This window comes from Yersinia vastinensis (assembly GCF_902726565.1).
Lineage (GTDB): Bacteria > Pseudomonadota > Gammaproteobacteria > Enterobacterales > Enterobacteriaceae > Yersinia > Yersinia vastinensis.
Genome location: NZ_CACVAF010000004.1, coordinates 132,265 through 154,837, shown reverse-complemented (window position 1 = coordinate 154,837; position 22,573 = coordinate 132,265). Strand labels below are relative to the sequence as shown.

Here is a 22,573-nt window from a genome sequence, read left to right as displayed (position 1 = left end):
CTATCGCTACTGTGTTGACACATATCGCATGTTGAAAAATCTCGACCAGAGACAGAAACCATGACTCGTCTGGATAACTGACATAAAAGGATAATTAATATGGGTTTTCTTACCGGCAAACGCATTTTGATAACAGGTGTCGCCAGCAAATTGTCCATTGCCTATGGTATCGCGCAAGCCATGCATCGTGAGGGGGCCGAACTGGCCTTCACATACCAAAATGACAAATTAAAAGGCCGTGTTGAAGAATTTGCTGCGGCCTTAGGCTCTAAACTGATCTTCCCCTGTGACGTCGCACAAGATGAAAGTATCGCGCAATTATTTACTGATTTAGGCCAATCTTGGCCGAAATTTGATGGCTTCGTACACTCCATCGGTTTTGCGCCGGCTGACCAGTTAAAAGGCGATTATGTTGATGCCGTCACCCGCGAAGGTTTTGGTATTGCGCATGACATTAGCTCCTACAGTTTTGTTGCTATGGCGAAAGCCTGTCGAACTATGCTTAATCCGAATTCTGCCCTGCTGACTCTGACCTATTTGGGTGCTGAACGCGCCATTCCAAACTATAACGTAATGGGTTTAGCAAAAGCGTCTTTGGAAGCCAACGTGCGTTATATGGCGAATGCTCTCGGCCCGGAAGGTATCCGTGTCAACGGCATCTCTGCCGGGCCAATTCGCACACTGGCAGCTTCAGGCATTGATAGTTTCCGCAAGATGCTGGCACATTGCGAAGCCGTGACGCCGATCCGTCGCACCGTCACTATTGAGGATGTTGGTAACCCCGCTGCATTTTTGTGTTCTGATTTAGCCGCCGGTATTACGGGCGAAATCCTGCATGTAGATGGCGGTTTCAGTATTGCAGCAATGAATGAATTAAACCTGAAAAAACCAGAATAGCCGTTGATACCGAGCTAATCTACTGCACAAAATATCTCTTTCTCATCCGCGAGTTGCCCATCGCGGATCTTCTCTGTCACGCCAATTTCTATAATCAATTATTCGCTAACGTAACAACATTTTTGTTATATATAATAATATGTTATTACTTTTGGTTATGGATTATGGTTTAACATTATTTTATCTCGCCATGCCAATCAGCAATGATATCCACTGTGTTCATTCCATAAAACGACAGGATATCTTGCCGATGTTGATACCTCGCACTTTGTATTGCTCCTCATTTGATACCGCGTTAATCAATCATTCGCATCTGGCCTATCAGGCTACGGTAATTAACTCATCGTTACCTTTCACTTTGATGTGTTGCTGCCCTTAACGGAGGTCACTATGGTGCAATTTAGACGCCACGATAATGCCCATTGGTATCATGAGACTCAGCGCAGCGGCAGTCTGGAGATCGTTGCAGCACAAATTGCTGACGCAAGTGGAGCAGTGAATAGTAGTAACCTCGACTATTCGCTACCGGCTGAAAACGTCCCCGAAAAGGGTATTTTTCTACTTGGGTGTGTAGCCGGTATGCCAGACACATTTGATGACGCATTCACGCACCATACCCCTATATTATTGGCTTCAGAGGCCATGTATCACGCGCTTTTTCCAACGATTGTTGAACCAGACCATAACAGTACCTTTTCACTCTATGACCGCTTGAGTAGCGCATTAACTGTCGCACAAGTTACGGGGGTTCAGCGATTATGTAGCCACTATGCTGAGCGCCTTACCCCACTCCCTAGCCCGGATGCATCACGGGAAAGTAATATGCGGCTAACACAAATCACCCAATATGCCCGCCAGCTTGCCAGTCAGCCGACACTGATCGATCAACATGCGCTGCAACAGTTGGCCGATGTAGGTTTAACGCACACCGATATTATTGTTTTATCGCAGATAATTGGCTTTATAGGCTATCAGGCACGAGTCGTGGCGGGAGTTTCTGCACTGGCGGGTTATCCGACCGTCATGTTACCCGGCTTCCCGCGAATGGACGACGCCATAGCCGTTCAGTTACCCAACGCGAACGCCATATGGCAAGGCTGGTTACCCGGATGGGAAGAAAATACGACCTTAACAGAAGAAGAGCTTGATGATGCGGAACTGACGCTGGAACAATTGTTAGCATATCATCAGCAAAGTTTGCCTGCCTATCGCGAGATGGCCCTCCAGCTATATCACTCACAGCGAGAGCTATCCGATGCTGCTCTCACTGGTGGGCTGGAGTGGGTCTCATTGGTCAGTGCCCGTATCAATGGCAGTCGGTACTGTCAGGCCCAACATCAGCAGAAACTGCAACAAATTGCCGGAAATGCACCGTTATTAGCCGCGCTGCAGGTGGATGTTGATGGCGCGCTGGCTGCACAATCATCAGGGACAGTTACCCACTCACTGATTTCGGTTGCTGCCGAATTGACCCGCGCACCGGAGCGCTTTAGCTATCAGCATCTTAGCCCGTTATTGACACTTGGTATCAATTATAATCAAGTGCTTAGTCTCCTCTTCAACACGGCGGCGGCAGGATGGGCTAACCGCCTGAGGCAAACACTCGGCCACGTCGATTAAAGGCTTACCGACCATCAACTCGGCCATTAAACTTCGTGGGTGGACAGCCACTCTTTGGCCACATCAAAGAAATGCTGGGCCAGTGGTGTCACCCGCCCTGGTTCAGCCACCACTACCGCAGCATGTCGGTTCATTTTAGGGATATCGACTGGCCGCCGCTGTAGCGCAGGAGACATCGCGTCCAGCAAACTCCCTTGAGGGAATAAACCACAGCCTAATCCGACAAAAATGCCTTGCAGCAACTGAAAAATAGAGGTGCTTTCCATCCTAACGTGCAACGGCAAATCAGCGTCGCGAAAATGGTTGTCCAGATAACGGCGGAAGTATCGACTTGGTTCCGTCAGGCAGAGCGGTAATGCTGCCGTTTGCGCTAATGTCAGCGGTTCAGTTCCGATCAATTCAGGGAAATGGTCGGGATGAAAAACGACATCAATCCCTCTATCAACTAATGGTTGCGCCTGAAAATGTAATTCATTGAGCGTGTTAAGTTCAAAAAAACCAATGCCCACATCAACTGAGTGACCCGTCAGGGCCTCCAGTAATTGATCTGCACTTAATACGGCAACCCGAAAGTCCAGATGGGGGTAGCGTTCACTGGCATTTTTCAGCAACCGAGCTAGTGAAATGCTGCATTGTGGTACGACGCCAATACGCAGCGTACCATTCAGCCCATTTTTAAGTGACTCAACTTCCAGCTTTAATCCTTGATAGACAGAAACAATCTCTCTTGCCCAAGCCAAAACTCGCTCACCTTCAGCAGTAAATCCTTCAAAGTTATTACCGCGATTGATCAATGCAACCCCCAACTCGCGTTCCAGATTTTTCAAACGCATTGACAATGTGGGTTGGCTGACAAAACTGGCCTCAGCCGCACGGCCAAAATGCCGTTCGCGCTCTAGATTGCACAGATAGATAAGTTGTTTGATATCCATACAGATACTCAGTTTTTCATCATGGCAGGCAGTATATCACCGCACTTGCGCCACATGTTTTTACCTTATTGGCTTTTTTCGCCGAAAAATTTACACAACTCTTTGAGCCGAGTCTCAGTTTGCTATTCAATACAGATTTGCTACTGGTTAACATTCAACCTAATTTTGGATAGTTTCAGAGTTTTCCATATAAGCACAATATTGGTTTGGTTATTCACATACAGGTAACCATATGAACCGTAAATTAACGAAATAGCAGAATATATCACTAAATAAAATCAGTTCAGCTTTTAATCAAAACAAAAATTCGCCAAATCGCTAAAACATAAACGTTAATACTGCATAACATTTGCAACATGGTTATATTCTGATGACTAAGATATATGTAACAGAACATTACAAAACCCTTGTCTCGTTGACAAAGATAGTGAACATTAACCGCCGCTAAACATCTTATAACAACGCAAAAGGATGCCGTTATGGCATTCACTTTTGTATTTCCTGTCATTTATGACAGGTAGTGAAAACAGAGGTCCCCGTGTCAACAGCAAACAACAGTCAACAACCACCAAACAGTGAGCAACCTGAAAGCATCAGTATGAATGCTTTCAAACAACCGAAAGCGTTTTACCTGATCTTCTCGATAGAGCTTTGGGAGCGCTTTGGTTACTACGGCCTACAAGGGATCATGGCCGTTTATCTGGTAAAAATGCTCGGGATGAGCGAAGCCGATTCCATCACCTTATTCTCTTCTTTCAGCGCCTTGGTGTATGGCTTTGTTGCCATCGGCGGCTGGTTAGGTGATAAAGTTCTCGGTGCGAAACGCGTCATCGTGCTTGGTGCACTCACTCTGGCTGTCGGTTATGCCATGATAGCCTATTCAGGCCATGACATTTTCTGGGTTTATCTGGGTATGGCGACCATTGCAGTTGGTAATGGTTTGTTCAAAGCGAACCCATCCTCCCTGCTCTCAACCTGCTATAACAAAGATGATCCGCGTTTGGACGGTGCATTCACTATGTACTATATGTCCGTCAATATCGGTTCGTTCTTCTCTATGCTGGCAACACCATGGTTAGCCGCAAAATATGGCTGGAGTGTCGCGTTCTCTCTGAGCGTTGTTGGGATGCTGATTACCTTGGTGAACTTCTGGTTCTGCCGTAAATGGGTGAAAAACCAAGGTTCTAAACCTGACTTTGCACCATTACAGTTTAAGAAATTGCTGATGGTTCTGGTCGGTGTTGTCGCGCTGGTTACCCTGTCTAGCTGGTTGTTGCATAACCAAATCGTTGCACGTTGGGCGCTGGCGCTGGTTTCTCTAGGTATTATCTTTATCTTTGCCAAAGAAACGTTCTCTCTGCATGGGACTGCGCGCCGCAGAATGATTGTAGCCTTCCTGTTGATGTTAGAAGCGGTGGTATTCTTTGTGCTGTACAGCCAGATGCCAACTTCACTGAACTTCTTTGCTATCCACAACGTGGAACATTCAATCTTTGGCATTGCCTTTGAACCAGAACAATATCAGGCACTGAACCCATTCTGGATCATGGTTGCCAGCCCGATTTTGGCTGCAATCTATAACAAAATGGGCGACCGCCTACCGATGCCGCATAAGTTTGCTTTCGGCATGGTGCTCTGCTCTGCAGCATTCTTGGTCTTACCATGGGGTGCCAGCTTCGCCAACGAACACGGTATTGTCTCCGTTAACTGGCTGATTTTGAGCTACGCATTACAAAGTATTGGCGAGTTGATGATTTCAGGTCTGGGTCTGGCGATGGTCGCACAGTTGGTTCCTCAGCGTTTAATGGGCTTCATCATGGGGTCATGGTTCCTGACCACTGCGGCTGCAGCCCTGATCGCAGGTAAAGTCGCGGCATTAACTGCGGTACCAAGTGATATCACTGACGCTCATGCATCACTGGCTATCTACAGCCATGTGTTTATGCAAATTGGTATTGTCACCGCCATCATCGCCGTACTGATGATGCTGACTGCACCAAAACTGTACCGCATGACATTAGCACCAAGCGACAGCAAAAAAGCTACACCTGCCACTGCGGCATAACGAGCATATGACGACTGTCTGACATAAAAAAACCGCCATTTATTGGCGGTTTTTCTTTTTAGAATACTCTTTGATTGACTAGTTATCTGACCATACCGCCAACTGATAACCATCTGGATCAGTAAAGTGGAAACGTCGCCCACCCGGGAAAGCGAAAATGGGCAGCACTATCGTCGCCCCGGCCTCTTCCAGACGTTGTTGTGTCTGTTCCAAATTATCGGCATACAGAATAATTAGCGGCCCACCATTAGGTTGAACTTCACTCAGCGTGGTCAAGCCCCCTGTCAGTCGACCATCTGTAAATTCACAATATCTTGGCCCGTAATCGGTAAATTTCCAATTGAAGACCCCGCCATAAAAATCTTTCGACCGGGCAATATCACTGACGGCAAATTCTATATTGTCGATCCGACTATCATTTCCCTGAATCCCCATGTGCTGCTCCCGTGATTAAAATCTGCATCAAAGCTGATAAGTTATCTTATGCATTTACATCAGTGATACCACTGCGCCTGAATTCAACGTGAACACCATCACATTATGGGTGAACAAAAAACAAACTATACTGATCTTAGGCCGTGTGGTGTTCAACCCCATCCTGCAAATCCATGAGGATGATATTTGTCTGTTATCTGCGGTCGATGGCGGGCAAGGAGGTGACGTATGATCAACCATGTTTGGGGGCTTCTGACCCATCCCAGTCAGGAATTGCAGCAGATCAAACGTGAGGGCGAAAGTATTCAGCACTTATACGCTCATCATGTTCTATTGATGGCGGCTATTCCGGTGATTTGTGCTTTTATCGGCACCACTCAGGTAGGCTGGAATTTTGGTGATGGACAGACCATCAAGTTGTCCCCCTTTACCGCGCTCTATTCCGCCATTATTTTCTATGTGCTAATTCTGGCTGCTGTCGCCCTGATGGGGCGCGTGATTTACTGGATGGCTCGCCGCTATGAAAGCCGCCCCAGTTGGCAAAGTTGTACTTTATTCGCCGGTTATGCTGCAACCCCTCTATTTTTAGCCGGTATAGTGGCGCTCTACCCCATCATCTGGCTGTGTCTATTCGTTGGTATCGTCGCCCTATGCTATTCCGGTTATTTGATGTATCTAGGAATTCCAACCTTCCTGAATATTGACCGGCAGGAAGGTTTTATCTTTTCTGGCTCCACATTTGCCATCGGTGTGTTGGTATTAGAGTTACTCCTTGGTCTAACCGTCTTGCTGTGGGGCTACGGCTCGCGATTGCTCTAATACACATCATCTTCTCGACACGACAACGCCGCTTTGTCGGATATTCCGCAGAGCGGCGTTCGTTTCCTCATTTGGAAATGGCTAACAGGCTTTTATCGTGATTAATGTCGCCCAGATCGCAATCTCTTACATCCCCGCGCTGAATAAGGTTGTACACTGTGTAGGACTGATGCAAACAAGGCAAAAAAAATGAAAAAGCTGACATTAAAAGAAATGACCGAAAGTGAGCAACGTGACGTCAAAACACAACTTGATAAAGCCAGAATCAATTTAGGAAGAGCATTAACCAATTCAGAACAAAACAAAGTTAAAGACGAAGCCATAGAAAAAATAATGAACGCCAGAGAACAAATCGCCAAATTAACCCGCGTCGAAAGAAAAACCAAAAAAACAGCACCAAGCACCACCACTTTTAGCTGGTCTGCATCTATCAGCACTCGCCCACCACGGTAACTGATTTCTACTGACAGAAAATAACTGTCATGGATAACCTATGGCGGGGAAATATTCTCCGCCGTAACCTGATACTTTATTTCTTACACCACGTTAGCTTCTATACCACTCTCGCTTTCCACACAATTATATTACGCCACTAGCTGCATTTTTCTCTCGTCTGCCTTAGGATTAAGGAAGCGTTTTCCTTTCAATGCGAAACTCAAGGAGTTTGTGATGAAATTGTTCTATAAACCCGGCGCCTGTTCTTTATCTCCACATATCGTATTACGTGAAGCAGGATTAGATTTTAGTATTGAAAGTGTCGATCTGGCCACCAAAGTAACTGAAACGGGTAAAGACTATTTAAGCATCAACCCAAAAGGACAAGTCCCCGCACTACTGCTCGATGATGGCAGCCTATTAACTGAAGGTGTTGCTATCGTGCAATATCTGGCAGATCAAAAGCCGGATCGCCACCTGATAGCTCCTCCAGGCACCCTTTCCCGTTATCATGCCATCGAGTGGTTAAACTTCATTGCGACGGAACTGCATAAAGGTTTCAGCCCTCTGTTTAACCCTAAAACGCCTGACGAGTATAAAGCTATCGCGCGTGAACGGCTGGATAAGCAATTCAGTTATGTAGACAGCGTATTAGCGCAGCATAAGTATCTGCTGGGCACAAAATTCAGTGTGGCTGATGCTTATCTATTTACCGTTACCCGCTGGGCAAATGCACTGAAACTGGATATTAAACAGCGCAGCCATTTAGACCAATATATGGCTCATGTAGCTGAACGCCCTGCAGTAAAAGCGGCTTTAGCGGCAGAAGACCCAAAGAAATAAAACTGTAGATGATAACAGCGCCCTTATTAAAAGGGCGCTTGATATAAATGGCAGCTTAGATTTGGTGTTATCGCAGGCGCGAACTGAACTAATTTGCTGACGCTTAGTTCACTCGACCCCAGCGACATCAAACACTAAGAGGATTGGCAGTGAATTGGCAGGATGGGCTAACAATAGCATCCTGTGCTGCAACCACCTGAAGTTCATACTCCCCCATCATCTGAGTTTTCAGCATCACTTCATATACCGCGGCAGTCACATGCTCCAGTGCTTTATCTAAAGGCTCGCCTTTCAACAGATTGACCAGCAGTAAGCCACTGGTCAAATCGCCGACACCCACGGGTTGGCGCGCACCAAAGTCCACCAGCGGGCGGCTGATATGCCAGGCTTCATCAGCCGTTACCAATAACATCTCAAAACAGTCGGCATGATAACCGGCGCGGCTGAGGTGCTTAACCAAAACAATTTTCGGCCCTTTAGCACAAAGTTCACGTGCCACCTTAACCGCCTGATCAACATTTTCGACCCGCACACCACTGAGTTGCTCTAATTCAAGCAGATTAGGCGCAATAATATCGCTGGCTGGCAACGCTTCTTTGCAGAAGAATTCGGCAACACCGGGGGCGACGATGCAGCCTTTCTCGGGGTGCCCCATCACGGGATCACAAAAATACCAAGCATTTGGATTGGCCTGTTTTACCCGCGCCACGGCGGCCAGAATATGGTCCCCTTGTTCGGGGGAGCCAATATAGCCACTCAATACCGCATCACAATCTTTCAGCCGATCAATATCGGCAATGCCTTGCACAATGTCGGTCAGATGACTTGCTGGCATCACACACCCGGTCCAGTGACCATATTGGGTATGATTTGAAAACTGAACAGTATTCAACGGCCAGACGTTAACTCCCATCCGGCGCATAGGAAATTCAGCAGCACTATTCCCTGCGTGGCCAAAAACAACGTGTGACTGAATCGAAAGTATATTTTTCATTGGTACGGCCTAAAGTTAAGGGCGCTTATAAAAAAATAAGGGACATTTCTGCCCCTTATCTTATTTCATTCTTATAACCAGCTAATCAGGCAATAATGTTTTTTGCCACGGCGCAATAATGTGTAACGGCCAAATAGACGGTCAGCATCAGTGAAAGCATATTCTGGGTCTGATTGCTTCTCACCATTGATGGCCACCGCATTCGAGTTAATCATGGTACGAGCCTGACCACGGGAAGGAACCAACTCGGCATTTACCAGCGCTTGCTGTAAATCAGCATCGCGGTTCAATTCGATGGTTGGCATACCATCTTGTGCCAACTGAGCAAAGTCAGCTTCAGTCATGTCGTGTAGATTGCCGGAGAACAAGCTATCAGTGATACGTTTCGCTGCTGCAAGGCCTTCCGCGCCATGCACCATGCCGGTCACATTCTCTGCCAACACATACTGCGCTCGCGGTGCTTTGCCACTATTTTTATCTTCTTCTTCCAACGCATTGATCTCTTCCATGCTCATGAAAGTAAAGAATTTTAGGAAGCGATATACGTCAGCATCTGCAGTATTGATCCAGAACTGATAGAATTTGTAAGGGCTGGTTTTCTTAGGATCAAGCCACACCGCGCCACCTTCGGTCTTACCAAACTTGGTACCATCTGCTTTAGTTATCAATGGCACCGTCAGGCCGTAAACCTGTTGTTGGTGAAGACGGCGAGTCAAATCGATACCTGAGGTGATATTGCCCCATTGGTCTGAACCACCGATTTGCAGTGCAACACCGTAAGCTTTATTCAAGCAGGCAAAATCATATGCTTGTAATAAGTTGTACGAGAACTCAGTGAATGAAATACCACTGTCATCACGGTTCAAGCGCTGTTTCACCGCTTCTTTATTAATCATCTGATTCACAGAGAAGTGCTTGCCAATGTCACGCAGGAAAGTCAGCACATTCATGCCACCAAACCAATCGTAGTTATTCGCCGCAATTGCGCTGTTTTCACCGCAATCAAAATCCAGGAATGGCGAAACCTGTCGGCGAATTTTTTCAACCCACTCGTTGACGGTATCTTCGGTATTCAGCTTACGTTCGCTGGCTTTGAAACTTGGATCACCAATCATACCGGTAGCGCCGCCCACCAAGGCAACCGGACGATGCCCCGCCAACTGGAAACGTTTAAGGCATAACAACGGAACCAGATGGCCCAAATGCAAGCTGTCTGCGGTAGGGTCGAAACCGCAATACAGTGAAATTGGCCCTTGCGCCAGTCTCTCTGCTAACGCGTCTTCATCCGTCACCTGGGCAACGAGGCCCCGCTCTTGCAATTGTTTAATCAGGTTGCTGCTGGTCATCAACGACTCCATTGTCTTTTACGAAACATTGTCTGCTACAAAAATTCTCTGTGACAAACATTGTCTGGTACAAAAATTGTATTTTACGAGGGGTGCTCAAGGAAGGTATAGAATAAAGCGCTCGTGGGACGAGCGCTAGGTTTAACCACAATTATTTCGTCGTTCTCAAGGGGCTAAACGGTCAATTTTCCATACATCCGCATCCCGTTGATAAATAAAACGGTCATGCAGGCGATGTTCCCCGCCTTGCCAAAACTCGACAGAATCAAATTTGACGCGAAATCCCCCCCAAAAACTGGGCAGAGGGACATCGCCATGCTGAAATTTTTGTTTTAGTTCGAGAAATTTACTTTCCAGCACGCCACGGGCTGAAATTCGAGAAGATTGCTGGGATACCCACGCACCAATCTGGCTATCTTTAGGGCGGGAGCTGAAATACTTCAGCACCTCAAGGGAGAAAAGCCGTTCAGCTTTACCGAGGAAAATGACTTGCCTGTCCAACATATGCCAAGGGAATAACAAGCTGATATGTGGGTTTTCAGCTAATTGCTGTGCTTTACGACTACCTAAGTTGGTATAAAACACCATCCCCTTATCATCATAGTGTTTCAGTAGCACGATACGCTGGTAAGGCTGGCCGCTGGCATCTACCGTCGCCACACACATTGCCGTGGGATCCGGTAGACGAGCTTCACAGGCTTGTTTTAGCCAGCGTTCAAATAATTCCAAGGGGTTTTCAGTTAGATCGCTACGACGTAGACCGCCGCGAGTATATTCACGGCGCAAATCTGCAACATCAAATTCATTATTGTCAGTCATATAAGCTCTATAACGCGCAGGAAAGCAGTGATTATCATTCTGCCCGTGCTGGTGCAGAATCACAATCACCCTGAGCCGGCAACGACTAGATTACTTGATCAAAACACAGTCATTGATAATGATTTTGTCATCACGCTCAACAAAAGCACTGTTTCCTTTCGACCAAAATGTATAGTGACCATCACTGTATTTAGCACCAGATGCGGCGCGCACTTGCGGCAACGTCAGTTGGTTGCCATCCAAAACCAAGCTGACTTTATCGTGTTTGTTGTCCTGCATAACCGTCAGCTTGGTCGTGCCACATTGATAGTGCAACGTCTCATTCTTCGGCTGTACCAAGTTACATCCGGCCAGCATCAATACTGCGGTTACACCCGCTGTCATACCAAGAAAGCGTTTCATCATATCGTCCTCATTGAGTGGATAAGCTGCCTTAAACTATGGCAGCTTAACACCCTCACCATGACGATACAGGATAGACTGCTCCTAAAATGGTCTCACAACTGGCCCCAGTCACTGAAGGTAAATTGCCAGTTTTTCCTGATAAGGTACGAAATGCCAACCAGGCAAATGCCAGCGCTTCCATATCATCACCGCTGACACCAAAATCATCCGTCACGCACACTTCGGTGCCAGGCAGCAAAGCCGACATCCGCGACATCACCAATGGGTTGCGCGCACCACCGCCACAGACCAACAAACGATCGCAGCCTCCCGCTAATTGAACTTGCTCGGCTATGGATACTGCCGTTAATTCAGCCAGCGTCGCTTGCACATCTTCAGGTTTTATCCCCGGGATTTTAGCCAGTTGCTTATCTAACCACCCGGCATTGAAATACTCGCGCCCAGTACTTTTCGGAGCCGACAAGGCAAAATAGGGGTCGCCGTACATCAGCTCGAGCAGTGACCGATTAACCTGACCAGATGAGGCCCAAGCGGCGTCTTCGTCATAAGGCAACGCGCGATTACGCCAGATCCAAGCATCCATCAACATATTACCCGGCCCGGTGTCAAAACCGCGTACTGGCAAATCTGGTAACAGCATCGATAAATTCGCAATACCACCAATATTCAAGACCATGCGCCGCTCTGTGGGGTGGGCTAATAAGGCATGGTGGAAGGCGGGGACTAAAGGCGCGCCCTGCCCACCATAGGCCATATCTCGGCGACGGAAATCCCCAACAGTGGCAATTTTTGTCATTGCAGCAATGCGATTATTATCGCCCAGTTGCATGGTAAAAGCAGGCTCCCCCAGTGGCTCATGCCATACGGTTTGCCCATGACAGCCAATCGCCGTGATGTCTTGCGCGGTCAACCCCTCGTTGGCCAGCAGCGCCAGTACTGCTTCAGCAAATAAGATGCCAAGTTGGGCATCAAGTCTGCCAACGGCCGATAGCGTGGTTGACTGGCCTTGACACATACCAAGAATATCTTTTTTCAACTGCACTGGCATCGGGTGACAATAACTGGCCTGTTGTGCCACCATCCGCTCATCAATAGCGGCCAGTACGACATCAATTCCATCCAGGCTGGTTCCTGACATCACTCCAATAAAACGGCCTGATTTCATAGCAATGACCTTATTTCCCTTTAAGGGACAAAATAGCAACAAGACTTACCGTGAGCCAAGTCAGAATGATAAAAATAACACCATGAAAAGATATACTTTTTTAAGTGTATACCGCCATAGGGGCATGTCTTAAAGAATGCGTTTTATTTGCAATAAGGGTCACATAAAAGTGGCTCGTTCTTACATTTTCATTTACGTCAGTGATATTTCTTTCTTTAAGAAAGTTAAACCACCGTTTAATATTGGTTGAAGTGTAAACCGCTAAGCTGCGAATCCATTGGTGTGGTTGAAAAATTAAGCACATAGTCAAAAATCAGTTAAGTAGTGAAATAAATATTTGGGTAAGCCATACTTTATGCAAATACTAGGCCGTCAATGGACTGGATTTGGATATCCCCGGCATACTGAACCGTAATACGGTTATGCATTTTTAATAGGAGTTTTTATGATCAAGCCATTAATCGCCGTTGCTATTGCCGCAGTCACCCTGACTGGCTGTGCCAACAACAATACGTTGTCTGGCGATGTCTTCAGCGCTTCGCAAGCCAAACAAGTACAGACAGTGACTTACGGTACTTTGCTCTCTGTTCGTCCTGTGACTATCCAAGGCGGCGATGAAAACAATGTTATGGGCGCTATCGGTGGTGCGGTATTAGGTGGCTTCCTTGGGAATACTGTCGGCGGTGGTACAGGTCGTAGCTTGGCAACCGCAGCAGGCGCTGTCGCTGGTGGTATGGCTGGACAAGGTGTTCAAGGTGCAATGAACCGCACTGATGGCGTGCAACTAGAAGTCCGTAAAGACGATGGCACAACCATTTTGGTTGTTCAGAAACAAGGTCCAACTCGCTTTAGTGTTGGTCAGCGTGTCATGCTTGCTAGCAGTGGCAGCACTGTGACTGTAAGCCCGCGCTAATCACCTCGCCGGGTGACTCATAATTAAAAGTCAGGGTTCATTGCGAACCCTGACTTGTTCTGGTAACTAAAAATGTTCTTTCTGCTGTGAATAGAAGCGTAACATCTAATTATTACTTGCTTTGTAATTGAATAATATTTCTCTCGAGCTTATCAATCAAACCAGTTAGCAATTTAATTTCATCGGGTGATATTCCCCCAAGAATTTCTTTGCGAGTGGAACAGATGACTCCATCAACCTGCTCTATTATCGGTGAAGACTGTTCCGTCAGTTTTATTCTCTTTGCACGTCGATCATTTGCGCAGGTGTGACGCGTGATTAAACCTTTCTCCTCCAGTTGATCTAAGGTTCTAACCAATGATGGTTGTTCGATACCAATCGCTTTTGCCAGTTGAATCTGTGATTGCTCAGGTGGTAAACGATTAATGTTATGCAAGGTAACCCAATGCGTTTGGGTCAGTTCCAGCGGCTTCAACCGATGGTCGATAAGTGCGCGCCAAACGCGAACTAATCGTGCTAAATCAGATCCTAATGTCGATTCCAATTGCCCCTCCTTTTATTTAGCGTGCTAGCATAACTACCAGAGTCCAGTCTATTTTGGGTAATTAACATTAAAAACACAAATGTATATATACCGTCGATGCTTAGACAATAGCAATAAATACAAGGAATCCTTTAGCAAAAATGATGTATTTACTAAAATTACCTCTTAGGGATTAACCTTATGTATGTATCAATATTATCCGCAAATGCCCCACTTTCAGACTTGGTTTTAGGCGCCTCAATCTATTTCCCGCCGATATTTAAGGCAGTTATGCTAGGTTTGGTGTTATGGCTATTGATCCATCATGTGCTGCGGAATTGGATCTACTCTGGCGATATCTGGCATCCAATATTAATGGATCTGTCCATTTTTGTCATTGCAGTCAGTGTTTCTTTATGGATATTAGCCAGTTGGTAAATTGATATGAATAATCAGTCTTTTAAATATTTCACCTCAGTCATCGTATTCGCCCTCGCACTGTGTGCTGGTTGGTGGATGTGGAATTATTATATGCAGTCTCCCTGGACTCGCGATGGCAAAGTTCGGGCGGAATTAGTCAGCATCACCCCTGAAGTCTCTGGCAGATTGGTTAAAATATTAGTTCATGATAACCAGTTGGTAACCTCGGGTAGCTTATTATTTGTGATTGACCCGCAACCCTATCAGTTGGCGCTGGATAATGCGCAAGCCGCATTAATCAGGGCCCAGGCTGAATTGGCTAAAGCCAATCACGAAGCCGAGCGCCGGCGCAACTTGCCAAAAAATATCATTTCTGGCGAAGACCTTGATATTGCCAATTTAACCGCAGAGAGTATGAAAGCCGCTTATCAAGGGGCATTGGCCAATCTTGAACAAGCGAAATGGAACCTTAGCAAAACCCGAATTTATGCCCCTGCCAATGGATATATCACCAACCTTCAGACCCGCGTTGGTAACTATGCGACCGCCGGTACTCCTTTAGTCGCGCTAATCGATACCGACTCATTCTATGTGATGGGGTATTTCGAGGAAACTAAACTGCGACACATTAGAGAAGGTAATGAAGCCAAAATTGTTCTGTATAATGGCAACATTCCTTTACGCGGAGTGGTAGAGAGCATTGGTCGCGCAATTTATGATCAAAGTGTCGATACGGGCGGTGATCTTTTGGTTGATGTGAAGCCTAATGTTCCGTGGGTGCGCTTGGCACAACGCGTTCCCGTGCGCATTAAATTGTTGGATGTTCCTGCCGATGTCACGTTGATCGCCGGGACCACCTGTACAATTTCCTTGGTGCAGTAACTCATGCGGCTCACTTTCCCTTCATGGCAACAAACGCCTTGGGGTAAAGCTAATGCAAGTCAGTGGCGTTATGCTCTGCGTAATTCGCTGGCGATGTGTTTATCGTTGTGGATTGCGTTTGCTCTGAATTTAGATGAACCCTATTGGGCTATGACTTCGGCCGCAGTGGTCAGTTTCCCAACCGTCGGCGGTGTTATCAGTAAGAGTATTGGCCGAGTTATTGGTAGCCTTATTGGTGCCGCGGCTTCATTGGTGATCGCAGGCCATTGCTTGAACGACCCTTGGTTGTTTACCTTTGTGATTGCCACCTGGATTGGCTTATGTACTTTTGTCTCAAACCATTATCAGAATAACGTTTCTTATGCTTTTGCTTTAGCTGGCTACACCACCGCCATTATTGCCTTTTCAACCGTCAATACTACAGATACACAGCAAATATTTGATATTGCCCAAGCTCGGGTCTGTGAGGTCATTACCGGTATTCTCTGTGGTGGGCTGATGATGATGTTGCTGCCGAGCACTTCGGATGGTGAGGCATTACTCACATCATTACGTCGAATGCAATCGCGCTTGCTGGAACATGCCGAATTATTGTGGCAAACCGAACTTACCCCGCAGATTCGCACCTCACACGAAGGGCTGATAGGTCAAATTCTCACCATGAACCTGCTGCGGATTCAAGCCTTTTGGAGCCATTACCGTCTGCGGCGACAAAATAATGTATTGAACTTTATTCTGCATCGTCAGTTACGTATCACCAGTGTAATTACCAGCTTGCGCCGTATGTTAGTTAACTGGCCATCACCGCCAGAAAATCTGGCCACCGTCCTGACCCAATTACTGACGGCCTTGCAACAGCCAGACTGTGATAAATACCAACTTGCCAAAATACTGCAACAAATCGCTCCACATGATGAGTTTGATTATCGTCATCATGCTTTCTGGTTACGATTACGGCATTTTTGTTGGTTATATTTACAGGTTAATCGTTGGCTGGCACAACTGGATAGAGAACCTGAGGACGGGGTCCTATCGCCGCCACCGGTGACCGCTTTAGCCCGCCATACCGATACCTATGAAGCTGCCTACAATGGCCTGAGAACCTTCGTTTGTATCGTTATCGGCTGCGCGTTCTGGATAAATACGCAATGGATCTCTGGCAGCGCGGCGCTCGCATTAGCGGCGGTAAGCTGCGTGCTCTACTCCGCAACGCCGTCGCCCACCGACAGCATCGCGACCCTATTGAAAGCCATCGTTTTGCTCTCGATAAGCTGCTTTATTCTGAAATTTGGTGTGATGGTGCAAATGGATGATTTTTGGCAATTTGCTGCCCTGCTATTCCCTATCTTAATCACCATGCAAATGATGAAGCTCCAGCACCCGACGTATGCCTCACTGTGGGGACAACTTATTGTATTTATGGGTTCTTTCCTGAGTGTTACCAACCCTCCTAGCTATGACTATCAAGAATTTCTGAATGATAATATTGGTAAATTGGTCGGCGTGATGTTGGCCGGTGTTGCATTCCAAGTTCTGCGCCCCAGCTCTGACAAACGCAAAAGTCGACGTATTATCCGCGTATTACGCCGTGACTTTATCGATCAACTCAGTAGCCGACCACAGCAAAACCAAAATCAATTCGAGTCACTGATCTATCATCGTATAAATCAGCTTAATCTCAGCAAAGATCAACCCGCTCGCTTGTGGTTACTCCGTTGGGGGATGGTGCTGCTCAATTGCAGCCATGTAGTCTGGCAACTGCGTGATTGGCAAACAACGTCTGCACCATTATCAGCCGTGCGTGATGTCTGTATTCACTGTTTAAAAGGGTGTATGACAGAGAAAGGTGTTCAACCCGCGTCTTTGCAAGCGACGTTGCAAGAGTTGCAGCGGATGAGTGCGATTTTAGGCCAATATCCTGATGCTTCAGGCCGGGAGCTAGCCGGGCTTATCTGGCGGCTCTACTGCTCATTAACGCAGCTCCAATTGGCTGTACCGGGAGAGGAAAGCAAAACCGCGCCAGCCTAAACAGTGCTGGCGCAGAGGAAAGACTCAAGGCACATCGTAGCCCAAAGCTGCACGACGAATACGGAACCACTGCTGGCGAGTCATCGTCAAAGACAGCGATGCCCATGCCGCCTTGACCCGCTCAATTTTGCCAGAGCCGATTATCGGTAATGGTGCAGATGGCAGACGCAGAACCCACGCATAGACCACTTGCTCAATGCTGTCAGCACCCATTTCTTGCGCCACTGTCTGTAATTCATCACGTAATGTCTGGAATTCCGGGTCACTAAACAAGCGGCCGCCGCCTAAACAAGACCATGCCATTGGTTTAATACGGAGCTGCTGGCAAGCATCAAGTGTGCCATCAACAATCGCAGGTTGGTGCAGCGGCGAAATTTCCACCTGATTGGTGACCAATGAGAATGGCAGGCGTGATTGCAGCAAACTGAATTGTGCAGGGCTAAAGTTTGAAACACCAAAATGTTTTACTTTGCCGCTTTTGTGCAGTTGGGTGAATGCCTCAGCAACTTCATCAGCATCCATCAGGGGATCAGGACGATGAATCAGCAATAAATCAAGGTAATCGGTGTGCATGTGAGCCAGCGATTGTTCAGCGCTTTCAATGATATGTGAACGATCAGTAATATAGTGCCCCAGCGCATGTTCTGGTTTAGCTGTGGTGGCAATACCACATTTACTCACTAACTCCAGTTGACTACGCAATGACGGTTTAAGACGCAAAGCTTGCCCAAATGCCTGTTCGCATTGATAACCACCGTAAATGTCCGCATGATCAGCTGTGGTGATACCCAACTCAATATGTTGCTCAATGAAGGCCAACAATTCTTGAGGCGTCATTCCCCATTCCATCAGGCGCCAATAACCGCAAATCATACGGGAAAACTCAGGCCCTAGCGGAGCCAGTTGGCTACGTGTATCCATTATTAGCTACCTCATTTGTTTATTTGTTCACAAGCATACACAACCAACAAAAAGGATCATCCTCCCTGAACAAGGAATTCAAGGTCAATAGGCATCAGAAAGGTGAAATCGCCCGAAACGTTAAAAAATTCTGGGAAGCATTAGAATAAAGACGGTTGTTCCGGTAGCGGTTCGTCTGGCTGTTTGTTAGCGCGCTGTAAGCGCAATAGACGTTGGCGACACAGACGCAGCACATCCCGCTTTTGCGGGTCACTCAGTTTCATCCAATTAAAGCGCTCTTCCCGGCTGCGCATACAACCACGGCAAAAGCCACGGTCATCTGTTTGGCAGATACCGCGGCACGGGCTAGGGATGTCAAAAAACTCAAGTTGCTGAGACACTCTGCCTCCTGATGTTGATACCCTAATTGAAGACTGCTTCACCGCCGCTGGCAAGCTCCTATTCCTACCAACACGAAAATTCCTTCCCCGCAGTTTCACCCTGCGCTCAACCGCTAAGGTTTTCTTAAGTTTCATTCGATACCATTTCGGCAATTAGTGAACTGTAGGGTCTTATTTTCACAATGAATGCACGATATAAGTTACAGTGTAACGGATTGGTTTTTATTCTGGCTAGCGCACTGTTTTTTACACTCTTTCAAAATGCGCTGTTTATCCATAAAGCCTGGTCTTTGATTCACTTTGATAGCAGTGACAGTTATTTTTTTGCCGCGACTATTCCGCTCGTTATCTTCTGCGCACTCAATATCATTTTTAGCTTGCTGGCTGTCCCCTTGCTACGAAAACCCATCATTATCGTATTCCTACTAGGAAGTGCGGCTGCGAATTATTTCATGTTCAGCTACGGCGCCGTGATTGACGCCAACATGATGCAAAATGCTTTTGAGACTAACTCACAAGAAGCCACCGCCCTTTTCACTCCGCGCATGGCGGTATGGCTGCTGGTATTAGGCATTCTCCCCGCAATTGTTATCTGTTTTGTGCATATTCGTGCTGCCCGTCCGTGGTGGTATATGCTGGGGCTGCGCGCGGCAAATATTCTGATATCTGCCCTCATTATTCTTTTGGTCGCGGCGTTATTTTATAAAGATTACGCCTCATTGATTCGTAACAATAAAAGCATCGTTAAAATGCTAACACCGTCCAACTTTGTCAGCGGCAGTATTCAGTTTGCGAAACATAAATATTTTGCCAGTAATATGGCATTGGTAACGATAGGCGAAGATGCTCACAAAGGCCCACTCATTAGTGGGCAACAAAAGAAAACGCTGGTTATTTTAGTTGTAGGCGAAACAGCCAGGGCGGAGAACTTCTCACTGGGAGGCTACGGGCGGGAGACCAATCCACGTTTGCAAAAACAAAATGTGGCCTACTTTGAAAAAGCATCTTCATGTGGAACCGAAACTGCGGTTTCCGTACCTTGCATGTTCTCGAATATGCCGCGCAAAAATTATGATGCAACCCTAGCCAGTCATCAGGAAGGCTTAATGGATATTTTGGCGCGTGCTGGGTTGAATGTTTTGTGGCGGGAAAATGATGGTGGCTGTAAAGGTGCCTGTGATCGTGTCCCACACCAAGACGTGACTCAACTGCAATTGACGACCGATTGTGAGAATGGCGTCTGCTTAGATAACGCCTTACTCTACAAGTTGGATAATTATATCAATGGGCTACAAGGTGATGCAGTCATTGTATTGCACCAAATGGGCAGTCATGGTCCGGCTTATTACCGCCGTTCTTCCCCAGAGATACGCCAATTTTCCCCAACCTGTGATAGCAACCAAATTCAGGATTGCACTCCACAAGAGCTGGTGAATACCTACGACAATTCTATTCTTTATACCGATGCGATGTTGGATAGCACCATTAAGTTACTGCAACAACACAACAATAAGTTTAATACTGCACTGGTCTATCTCTCTGATCATGGCGAGTCTTTGGGCGAAAATGGCATGTATTTGCATGGCACACCTTATATGTTCGCTCCTAGTCAACAAACACACATACCTTTCTTAATGTGGTTGTCTCCTGAATACACAAAAAACTATGGCATTAACCGCCAATGCCTCTCCGACAGCGCGCAGCATGATGAGGTGTCTCATGACAATCTCTTCCACACGATATTGGGCATGCTGAATATTCAAACTACTGAATATCAGTCTGAAATGGATTTACTACAAAAATGTCGCATGCCAAATCAGTAAATAGGAAGTGCGTTTAAACCATCGATAACGTTTAATATTAATGCCAGCATGCTCCACTGCTGGCATTTTTTTCTTGACCTAGACCGATCGGTCTATTACGCTTCTGAGCATGAACAAAATACAGCACACACATGTAGACACCCGCGAGCATTTATTAGCAACTGGTGAGAGCCTTAGCCTACGCCTTGGTTTTAATGGCATGGGACTCAGTTTGTTATTGACAACCGCGGGTATCCCCAAAGGCTCGTTTTATCACTATTTCCGTTCAAAGGAAGTTTTCGGTGAGGCGATGCTACAGCGTTATTTTGATCGTTATGACGCGCAGATGGAGAGCCTACTAACCGGCTCACAAGGGGATAAGCGTCACCATTTACTGCACTATTTTGCTCAAGCTATTGCTAACTATTGTGGCAGTGAATGCCACAATGCTTGTCTGGCGGTTAAACTTTCAGCCGAAGTGAGTGATTTATCCGAACCTATGCGCCATGCGCTGGATATGGGTACTGCTCGCGTGATTGGTCGTTTGCAAGATGCCATCGAAGCCGGTATTGAAGAAGGCTCGCTACGCATTACGCTTTCCCCTGCTGCAACAGCGGAAACACTCTATGCCTTATGGCTTGGTGCTTCGCTACGCGCCAAAGTGAAACGATCGGTTGCTCCGCTGACCTGTGCGCTGGAAAGTATCGAACTGATTTTACAACCTGCTTAATAAGCTAATAACCCAATGATCTTGAAATGTATTTATTTTATATTCAGGATTTACCCAGTCACTAGTTGACTGGTCTATTAATATAGGACGCACCATGACAACTGCTAAACTGTTCTCCCCTTTGAAAGTTGGCGCGCTCACTTTGCCAAATCGCGTATTTATGGCACCACTGACTCGCTTACGCAGTATCGAGCCGGGTGATATCCCAACCCCTTTGATGGCTGAATACTATCGTCAACGGGCCAGCGCTGGTTTGATTATTACTGAAGCCACTCAGGTTTCTTTCCAAGCGAAAGGCTATGCCGGTGCTCCGGGGTTACACACGCAAGAACAGTTAAACGCGTGGAAAGAAATCACTCAAGCAGTGCATGAAGAAGGTGGACACATTGCCGTACAGTTATGGCATGTGGGTCGTATTTCACATAACAGCCTGCAACCGGGCCAACAAGCCCCCGTCGCCCCCTCGGCTATTGCCGCCGATACCCGTACCACCGTACGTGATGAAAACGGTGCTTGGGTACGTGTTCCCTGCTCGACTCCACGCGCACTGGAAACCGAAGAAATTCCTGGCATCATCAATGATTTCCGTCAGGCAACTGCCAATGCTCGTGAGGCAGGATTTGACTATGTAGAACTGCATGCCGCTCATGGCTACTTACTGCATCAATTTATGTCGCCAGCCTCAAACCAGCGTACCGACCAATACGGTGGCAGCATTGAAAACCGTACCCGTCTGACTCTGGAAGTGGTTGATGCCACTGCCGCTGAATGGGGAGCGGAACATATTGGTATTCGAATCTCACCACTCGGCCCGTTCAATGGTCTGGATAACGGTGAGGATCAAGAAGAGGCAGCACTATATCTGATTGACGAACTCAATAAACGTCACATTGCTTATCTACACATTTCCGAGCCAGATTGGGCCGGTGGTAAGCCTTACTCAGATGCATTCCGCGATGCCGTGCGTGCCCGTTTCAATGGTGTGATTGTCGGTGCTGGCGCATATACAGCAGAAAAAGCCGAAAATCTGATTGAGAAAGGCTTTATCGATGCTGTTGCTTTTGGTCGTAGCTATATTGCCAACCCTGATTTAGTGGCTCGCCTACAACAAAATGCACCACTGAATGAGCCTGATGGTGAGACTTTCTACGGTGGTGGTGCTAAGGGCTACACCGACTACCCAACACTGTAATCGTTAA

23 protein-coding genes are annotated in these 22,573 nt (G+C 46.9%); 13 read left to right on the top strand and 10 right to left on the bottom strand.

Annotation, left to right across the window (positions count from 1 at the left end; translation table 11 throughout):
* The first annotated feature begins 99 nt into the window (after window positions 1-99).
* Together fabI and HUZ92_RS07560 are read left to right on the top strand one after the other, a co-directional pair.
* Entirely contained in the window at window positions 100-897 is a 798-nt protein-coding gene (fabI, locus tag HUZ92_RS07565; protein WP_145525146.1) for an enoyl-ACP reductase FabI, read from the top strand.
* 390 nt (window positions 898-1,287) lie between these two features.
* Window positions 1,288-2,517 (top strand): CMD domain-containing protein, encoded by a 1,230-nt coding sequence (locus HUZ92_RS07560; RefSeq protein WP_128451689.1) that lies wholly within the window; start codon window positions 1,288-1,290, stop codon window positions 2,515-2,517.
* Window positions 2,518-2,543: 26 nt separating this feature from the next.
* Here the strand turns inward: HUZ92_RS07560 and HUZ92_RS07555 are convergent, their stop codons facing one another.
* The gene (locus HUZ92_RS07555) at window positions 2,544-3,449 is read right to left on the bottom strand and encodes a LysR family transcriptional regulator (RefSeq protein ID WP_050097605.1); all 906 of its coding nucleotides are present in this window, start codon (window positions 3,447-3,449) and stop codon (window positions 2,544-2,546) included.
* A 538-nt stretch (window positions 3,450-3,987) separates the two neighbouring features.
* Between HUZ92_RS07555 and dtpA the strand changes: the two genes are divergently transcribed.
* On the top strand, window positions 3,988-5,514 hold the full coding sequence (gene dtpA, locus HUZ92_RS07550; protein WP_050097604.1) for a dipeptide/tripeptide permease DtpA: 1,527 nt from the start codon (window positions 3,988-3,990) through the stop codon (window positions 5,512-5,514).
* 78 nt (window positions 5,515-5,592) lie between these two features.
* Here dtpA and HUZ92_RS07545 read toward each other — a convergent pair whose 3' ends face one another.
* A complete protein-coding gene (locus HUZ92_RS07545; RefSeq protein WP_050097603.1) occupies window positions 5,593-5,949 on the bottom strand; it encodes a VOC family protein in 357 nt (118 codons plus the stop codon).
* Between the two features lie 228 nt (window positions 5,950-6,177).
* Between HUZ92_RS07545 and HUZ92_RS07540 the strand changes: the two genes are divergently transcribed.
* The 3 genes from HUZ92_RS07540 to gstA all read left to right on the top strand — a co-directional run bounded on the left by HUZ92_RS07540 (window position 6,178) and on the right by gstA (window position 8,046).
* Complete coding sequence (locus HUZ92_RS07540) at window positions 6,178-6,768, top strand: Yip1 family protein (protein ID WP_072087773.1); 591 nt, start codon at window positions 6,178-6,180, stop codon at window positions 6,766-6,768.
* A gap of 189 nt (window positions 6,769-6,957) precedes the next feature.
* Window positions 6,958-7,221: a YjbD family protein gene (locus HUZ92_RS07535; RefSeq protein WP_004706625.1), complete on the top strand. Its 264-nt coding sequence runs from the start codon at window positions 6,958-6,960 to the stop codon at window positions 7,219-7,221.
* Between the two features lie 216 nt (window positions 7,222-7,437).
* Window positions 7,438-8,046, top strand: a complete 609-nt coding sequence (gstA, locus tag HUZ92_RS07530; RefSeq protein ID WP_050097602.1) for a glutathione transferase GstA — start codon at window positions 7,438-7,440, stop codon at window positions 8,044-8,046.
* 127 nt (window positions 8,047-8,173) lie between these two features.
* On the opposite strand, the gene pdxY is transcribed toward gstA, so the two are convergent.
* From pdxY to anmK, 5 genes are all read right to left on the bottom strand, one after another.
* The gene (gene pdxY, locus HUZ92_RS07525) at window positions 8,174-9,040 is read right to left on the bottom strand and encodes a pyridoxal kinase PdxY (protein WP_050097601.1); all 867 of its coding nucleotides are present in this window, start codon (window positions 9,038-9,040) and stop codon (window positions 8,174-8,176) included.
* Window positions 9,041-9,111: 71 nt separating this feature from the next.
* Window positions 9,112-10,386: a tyrosine--tRNA ligase gene (gene tyrS / locus HUZ92_RS07520; RefSeq protein ID WP_128451691.1), complete on the bottom strand. Its 1,275-nt coding sequence runs from the start codon at window positions 10,384-10,386 to the stop codon at window positions 9,112-9,114.
* A gap of 165 nt (window positions 10,387-10,551) precedes the next feature.
* A complete protein-coding gene (pdxH, locus tag HUZ92_RS07515; RefSeq protein ID WP_145579943.1) occupies window positions 10,552-11,205 on the bottom strand; it encodes a pyridoxamine 5'-phosphate oxidase in 654 nt (217 codons plus the stop codon).
* 90 nt (window positions 11,206-11,295) lie between these two features.
* Window positions 11,296-11,607 carry an MliC family protein gene (locus HUZ92_RS07510; RefSeq protein ID WP_050097755.1) on the bottom strand — a complete coding sequence of 104 codons (312 nt, stop codon included), beginning with the start codon at window positions 11,605-11,607 and terminating at the stop codon, window positions 11,296-11,298.
* A gap of 55 nt (window positions 11,608-11,662) precedes the next feature.
* Entirely contained in the window at window positions 11,663-12,775 is a 1,113-nt protein-coding gene (gene anmK, locus HUZ92_RS07505; RefSeq protein ID WP_050296256.1) for an anhydro-N-acetylmuramic acid kinase, read from the bottom strand.
* 445 nt (window positions 12,776-13,220) lie between these two features.
* On the opposite strand from anmK, the gene HUZ92_RS07500 reads away from it, so the two are divergent.
* Window positions 13,221-13,688 carry an outer membrane lipoprotein gene (locus HUZ92_RS07500; RefSeq protein WP_050097597.1) on the top strand — a complete coding sequence of 156 codons (468 nt, stop codon included), beginning with the start codon at window positions 13,221-13,223 and terminating at the stop codon, window positions 13,686-13,688.
* 112 nt (window positions 13,689-13,800) lie between these two features.
* Here the strand turns inward: HUZ92_RS07500 and rovA are convergent, their stop codons facing one another.
* Window positions 13,801-14,232 carry a virulence master transcriptional regulator RovA gene (rovA, locus tag HUZ92_RS07495; protein ID WP_050097596.1) on the bottom strand — a complete coding sequence of 144 codons (432 nt, stop codon included), beginning with the start codon at window positions 14,230-14,232 and terminating at the stop codon, window positions 13,801-13,803.
* Between the two features lie 180 nt (window positions 14,233-14,412).
* On the opposite strand from rovA, the gene HUZ92_RS07490 reads away from it, so the two are divergent.
* Genes HUZ92_RS07490 through HUZ92_RS07480 form a run of 3 tightly spaced genes read left to right on the top strand, consistent with a single transcriptional unit; the run spans window position 14,413 to window position 17,541 of the window.
* Window positions 14,413-14,649, top strand: coding sequence for a DUF1656 domain-containing protein (locus HUZ92_RS07490; RefSeq protein WP_050097595.1), 237 nt, complete (start codon window positions 14,413-14,415; stop codon window positions 14,647-14,649).
* Window positions 14,650-14,655: 6 nt separating this feature from the next.
* The gene (locus HUZ92_RS07485; protein ID WP_050097594.1) at window positions 14,656-15,513 is read left to right on the top strand and encodes an efflux RND transporter periplasmic adaptor subunit; all 858 of its coding nucleotides are present in this window, start codon (window positions 14,656-14,658) and stop codon (window positions 15,511-15,513) included.
* Window positions 15,514-15,516: 3 nt separating this feature from the next.
* On the top strand, window positions 15,517-17,541 hold the full coding sequence (locus HUZ92_RS07480) for an FUSC family protein (protein ID WP_145579942.1): 2,025 nt from the start codon (window positions 15,517-15,519) through the stop codon (window positions 17,539-17,541).
* Between the two features lie 24 nt (window positions 17,542-17,565).
* Here HUZ92_RS07480 and HUZ92_RS07475 read toward each other — a convergent pair whose 3' ends face one another.
* Together HUZ92_RS07475 and HUZ92_RS07470 are read right to left on the bottom strand one after the other, a co-directional pair.
* The gene (locus tag HUZ92_RS07475; protein WP_050097592.1) at window positions 17,566-18,462 is read right to left on the bottom strand and encodes an aldo/keto reductase; all 897 of its coding nucleotides are present in this window, start codon (window positions 18,460-18,462) and stop codon (window positions 17,566-17,568) included.
* A 140-nt stretch (window positions 18,463-18,602) separates the two neighbouring features.
* A complete protein-coding gene (locus HUZ92_RS07470) occupies window positions 18,603-18,842 on the bottom strand; it encodes a DUF1289 domain-containing protein (protein WP_050097591.1) in 240 nt (79 codons plus the stop codon).
* Window positions 18,843-19,024: 182 nt separating this feature from the next.
* Between HUZ92_RS07470 and eptA the strand changes: the two genes are divergently transcribed.
* From eptA to nemA, 3 genes are all read left to right on the top strand, one after another.
* Entirely contained in the window at window positions 19,025-20,665 is a 1,641-nt protein-coding gene (gene eptA / locus HUZ92_RS07465; protein WP_145579941.1) for a phosphoethanolamine transferase EptA, read from the top strand.
* Window positions 20,666-20,774: 109 nt separating this feature from the next.
* Complete coding sequence (locus tag HUZ92_RS07460; protein WP_050097589.1) at window positions 20,775-21,374, top strand: TetR/AcrR family transcriptional regulator; 600 nt, start codon at window positions 20,775-20,777, stop codon at window positions 21,372-21,374.
* Between the two features lie 94 nt (window positions 21,375-21,468).
* A complete protein-coding gene (gene nemA / locus HUZ92_RS07455; RefSeq protein WP_050097588.1) occupies window positions 21,469-22,566 on the top strand; it encodes an alkene reductase in 1,098 nt (365 codons plus the stop codon).
* Window positions 22,567-22,573 lie beyond the last annotated feature (7 nt).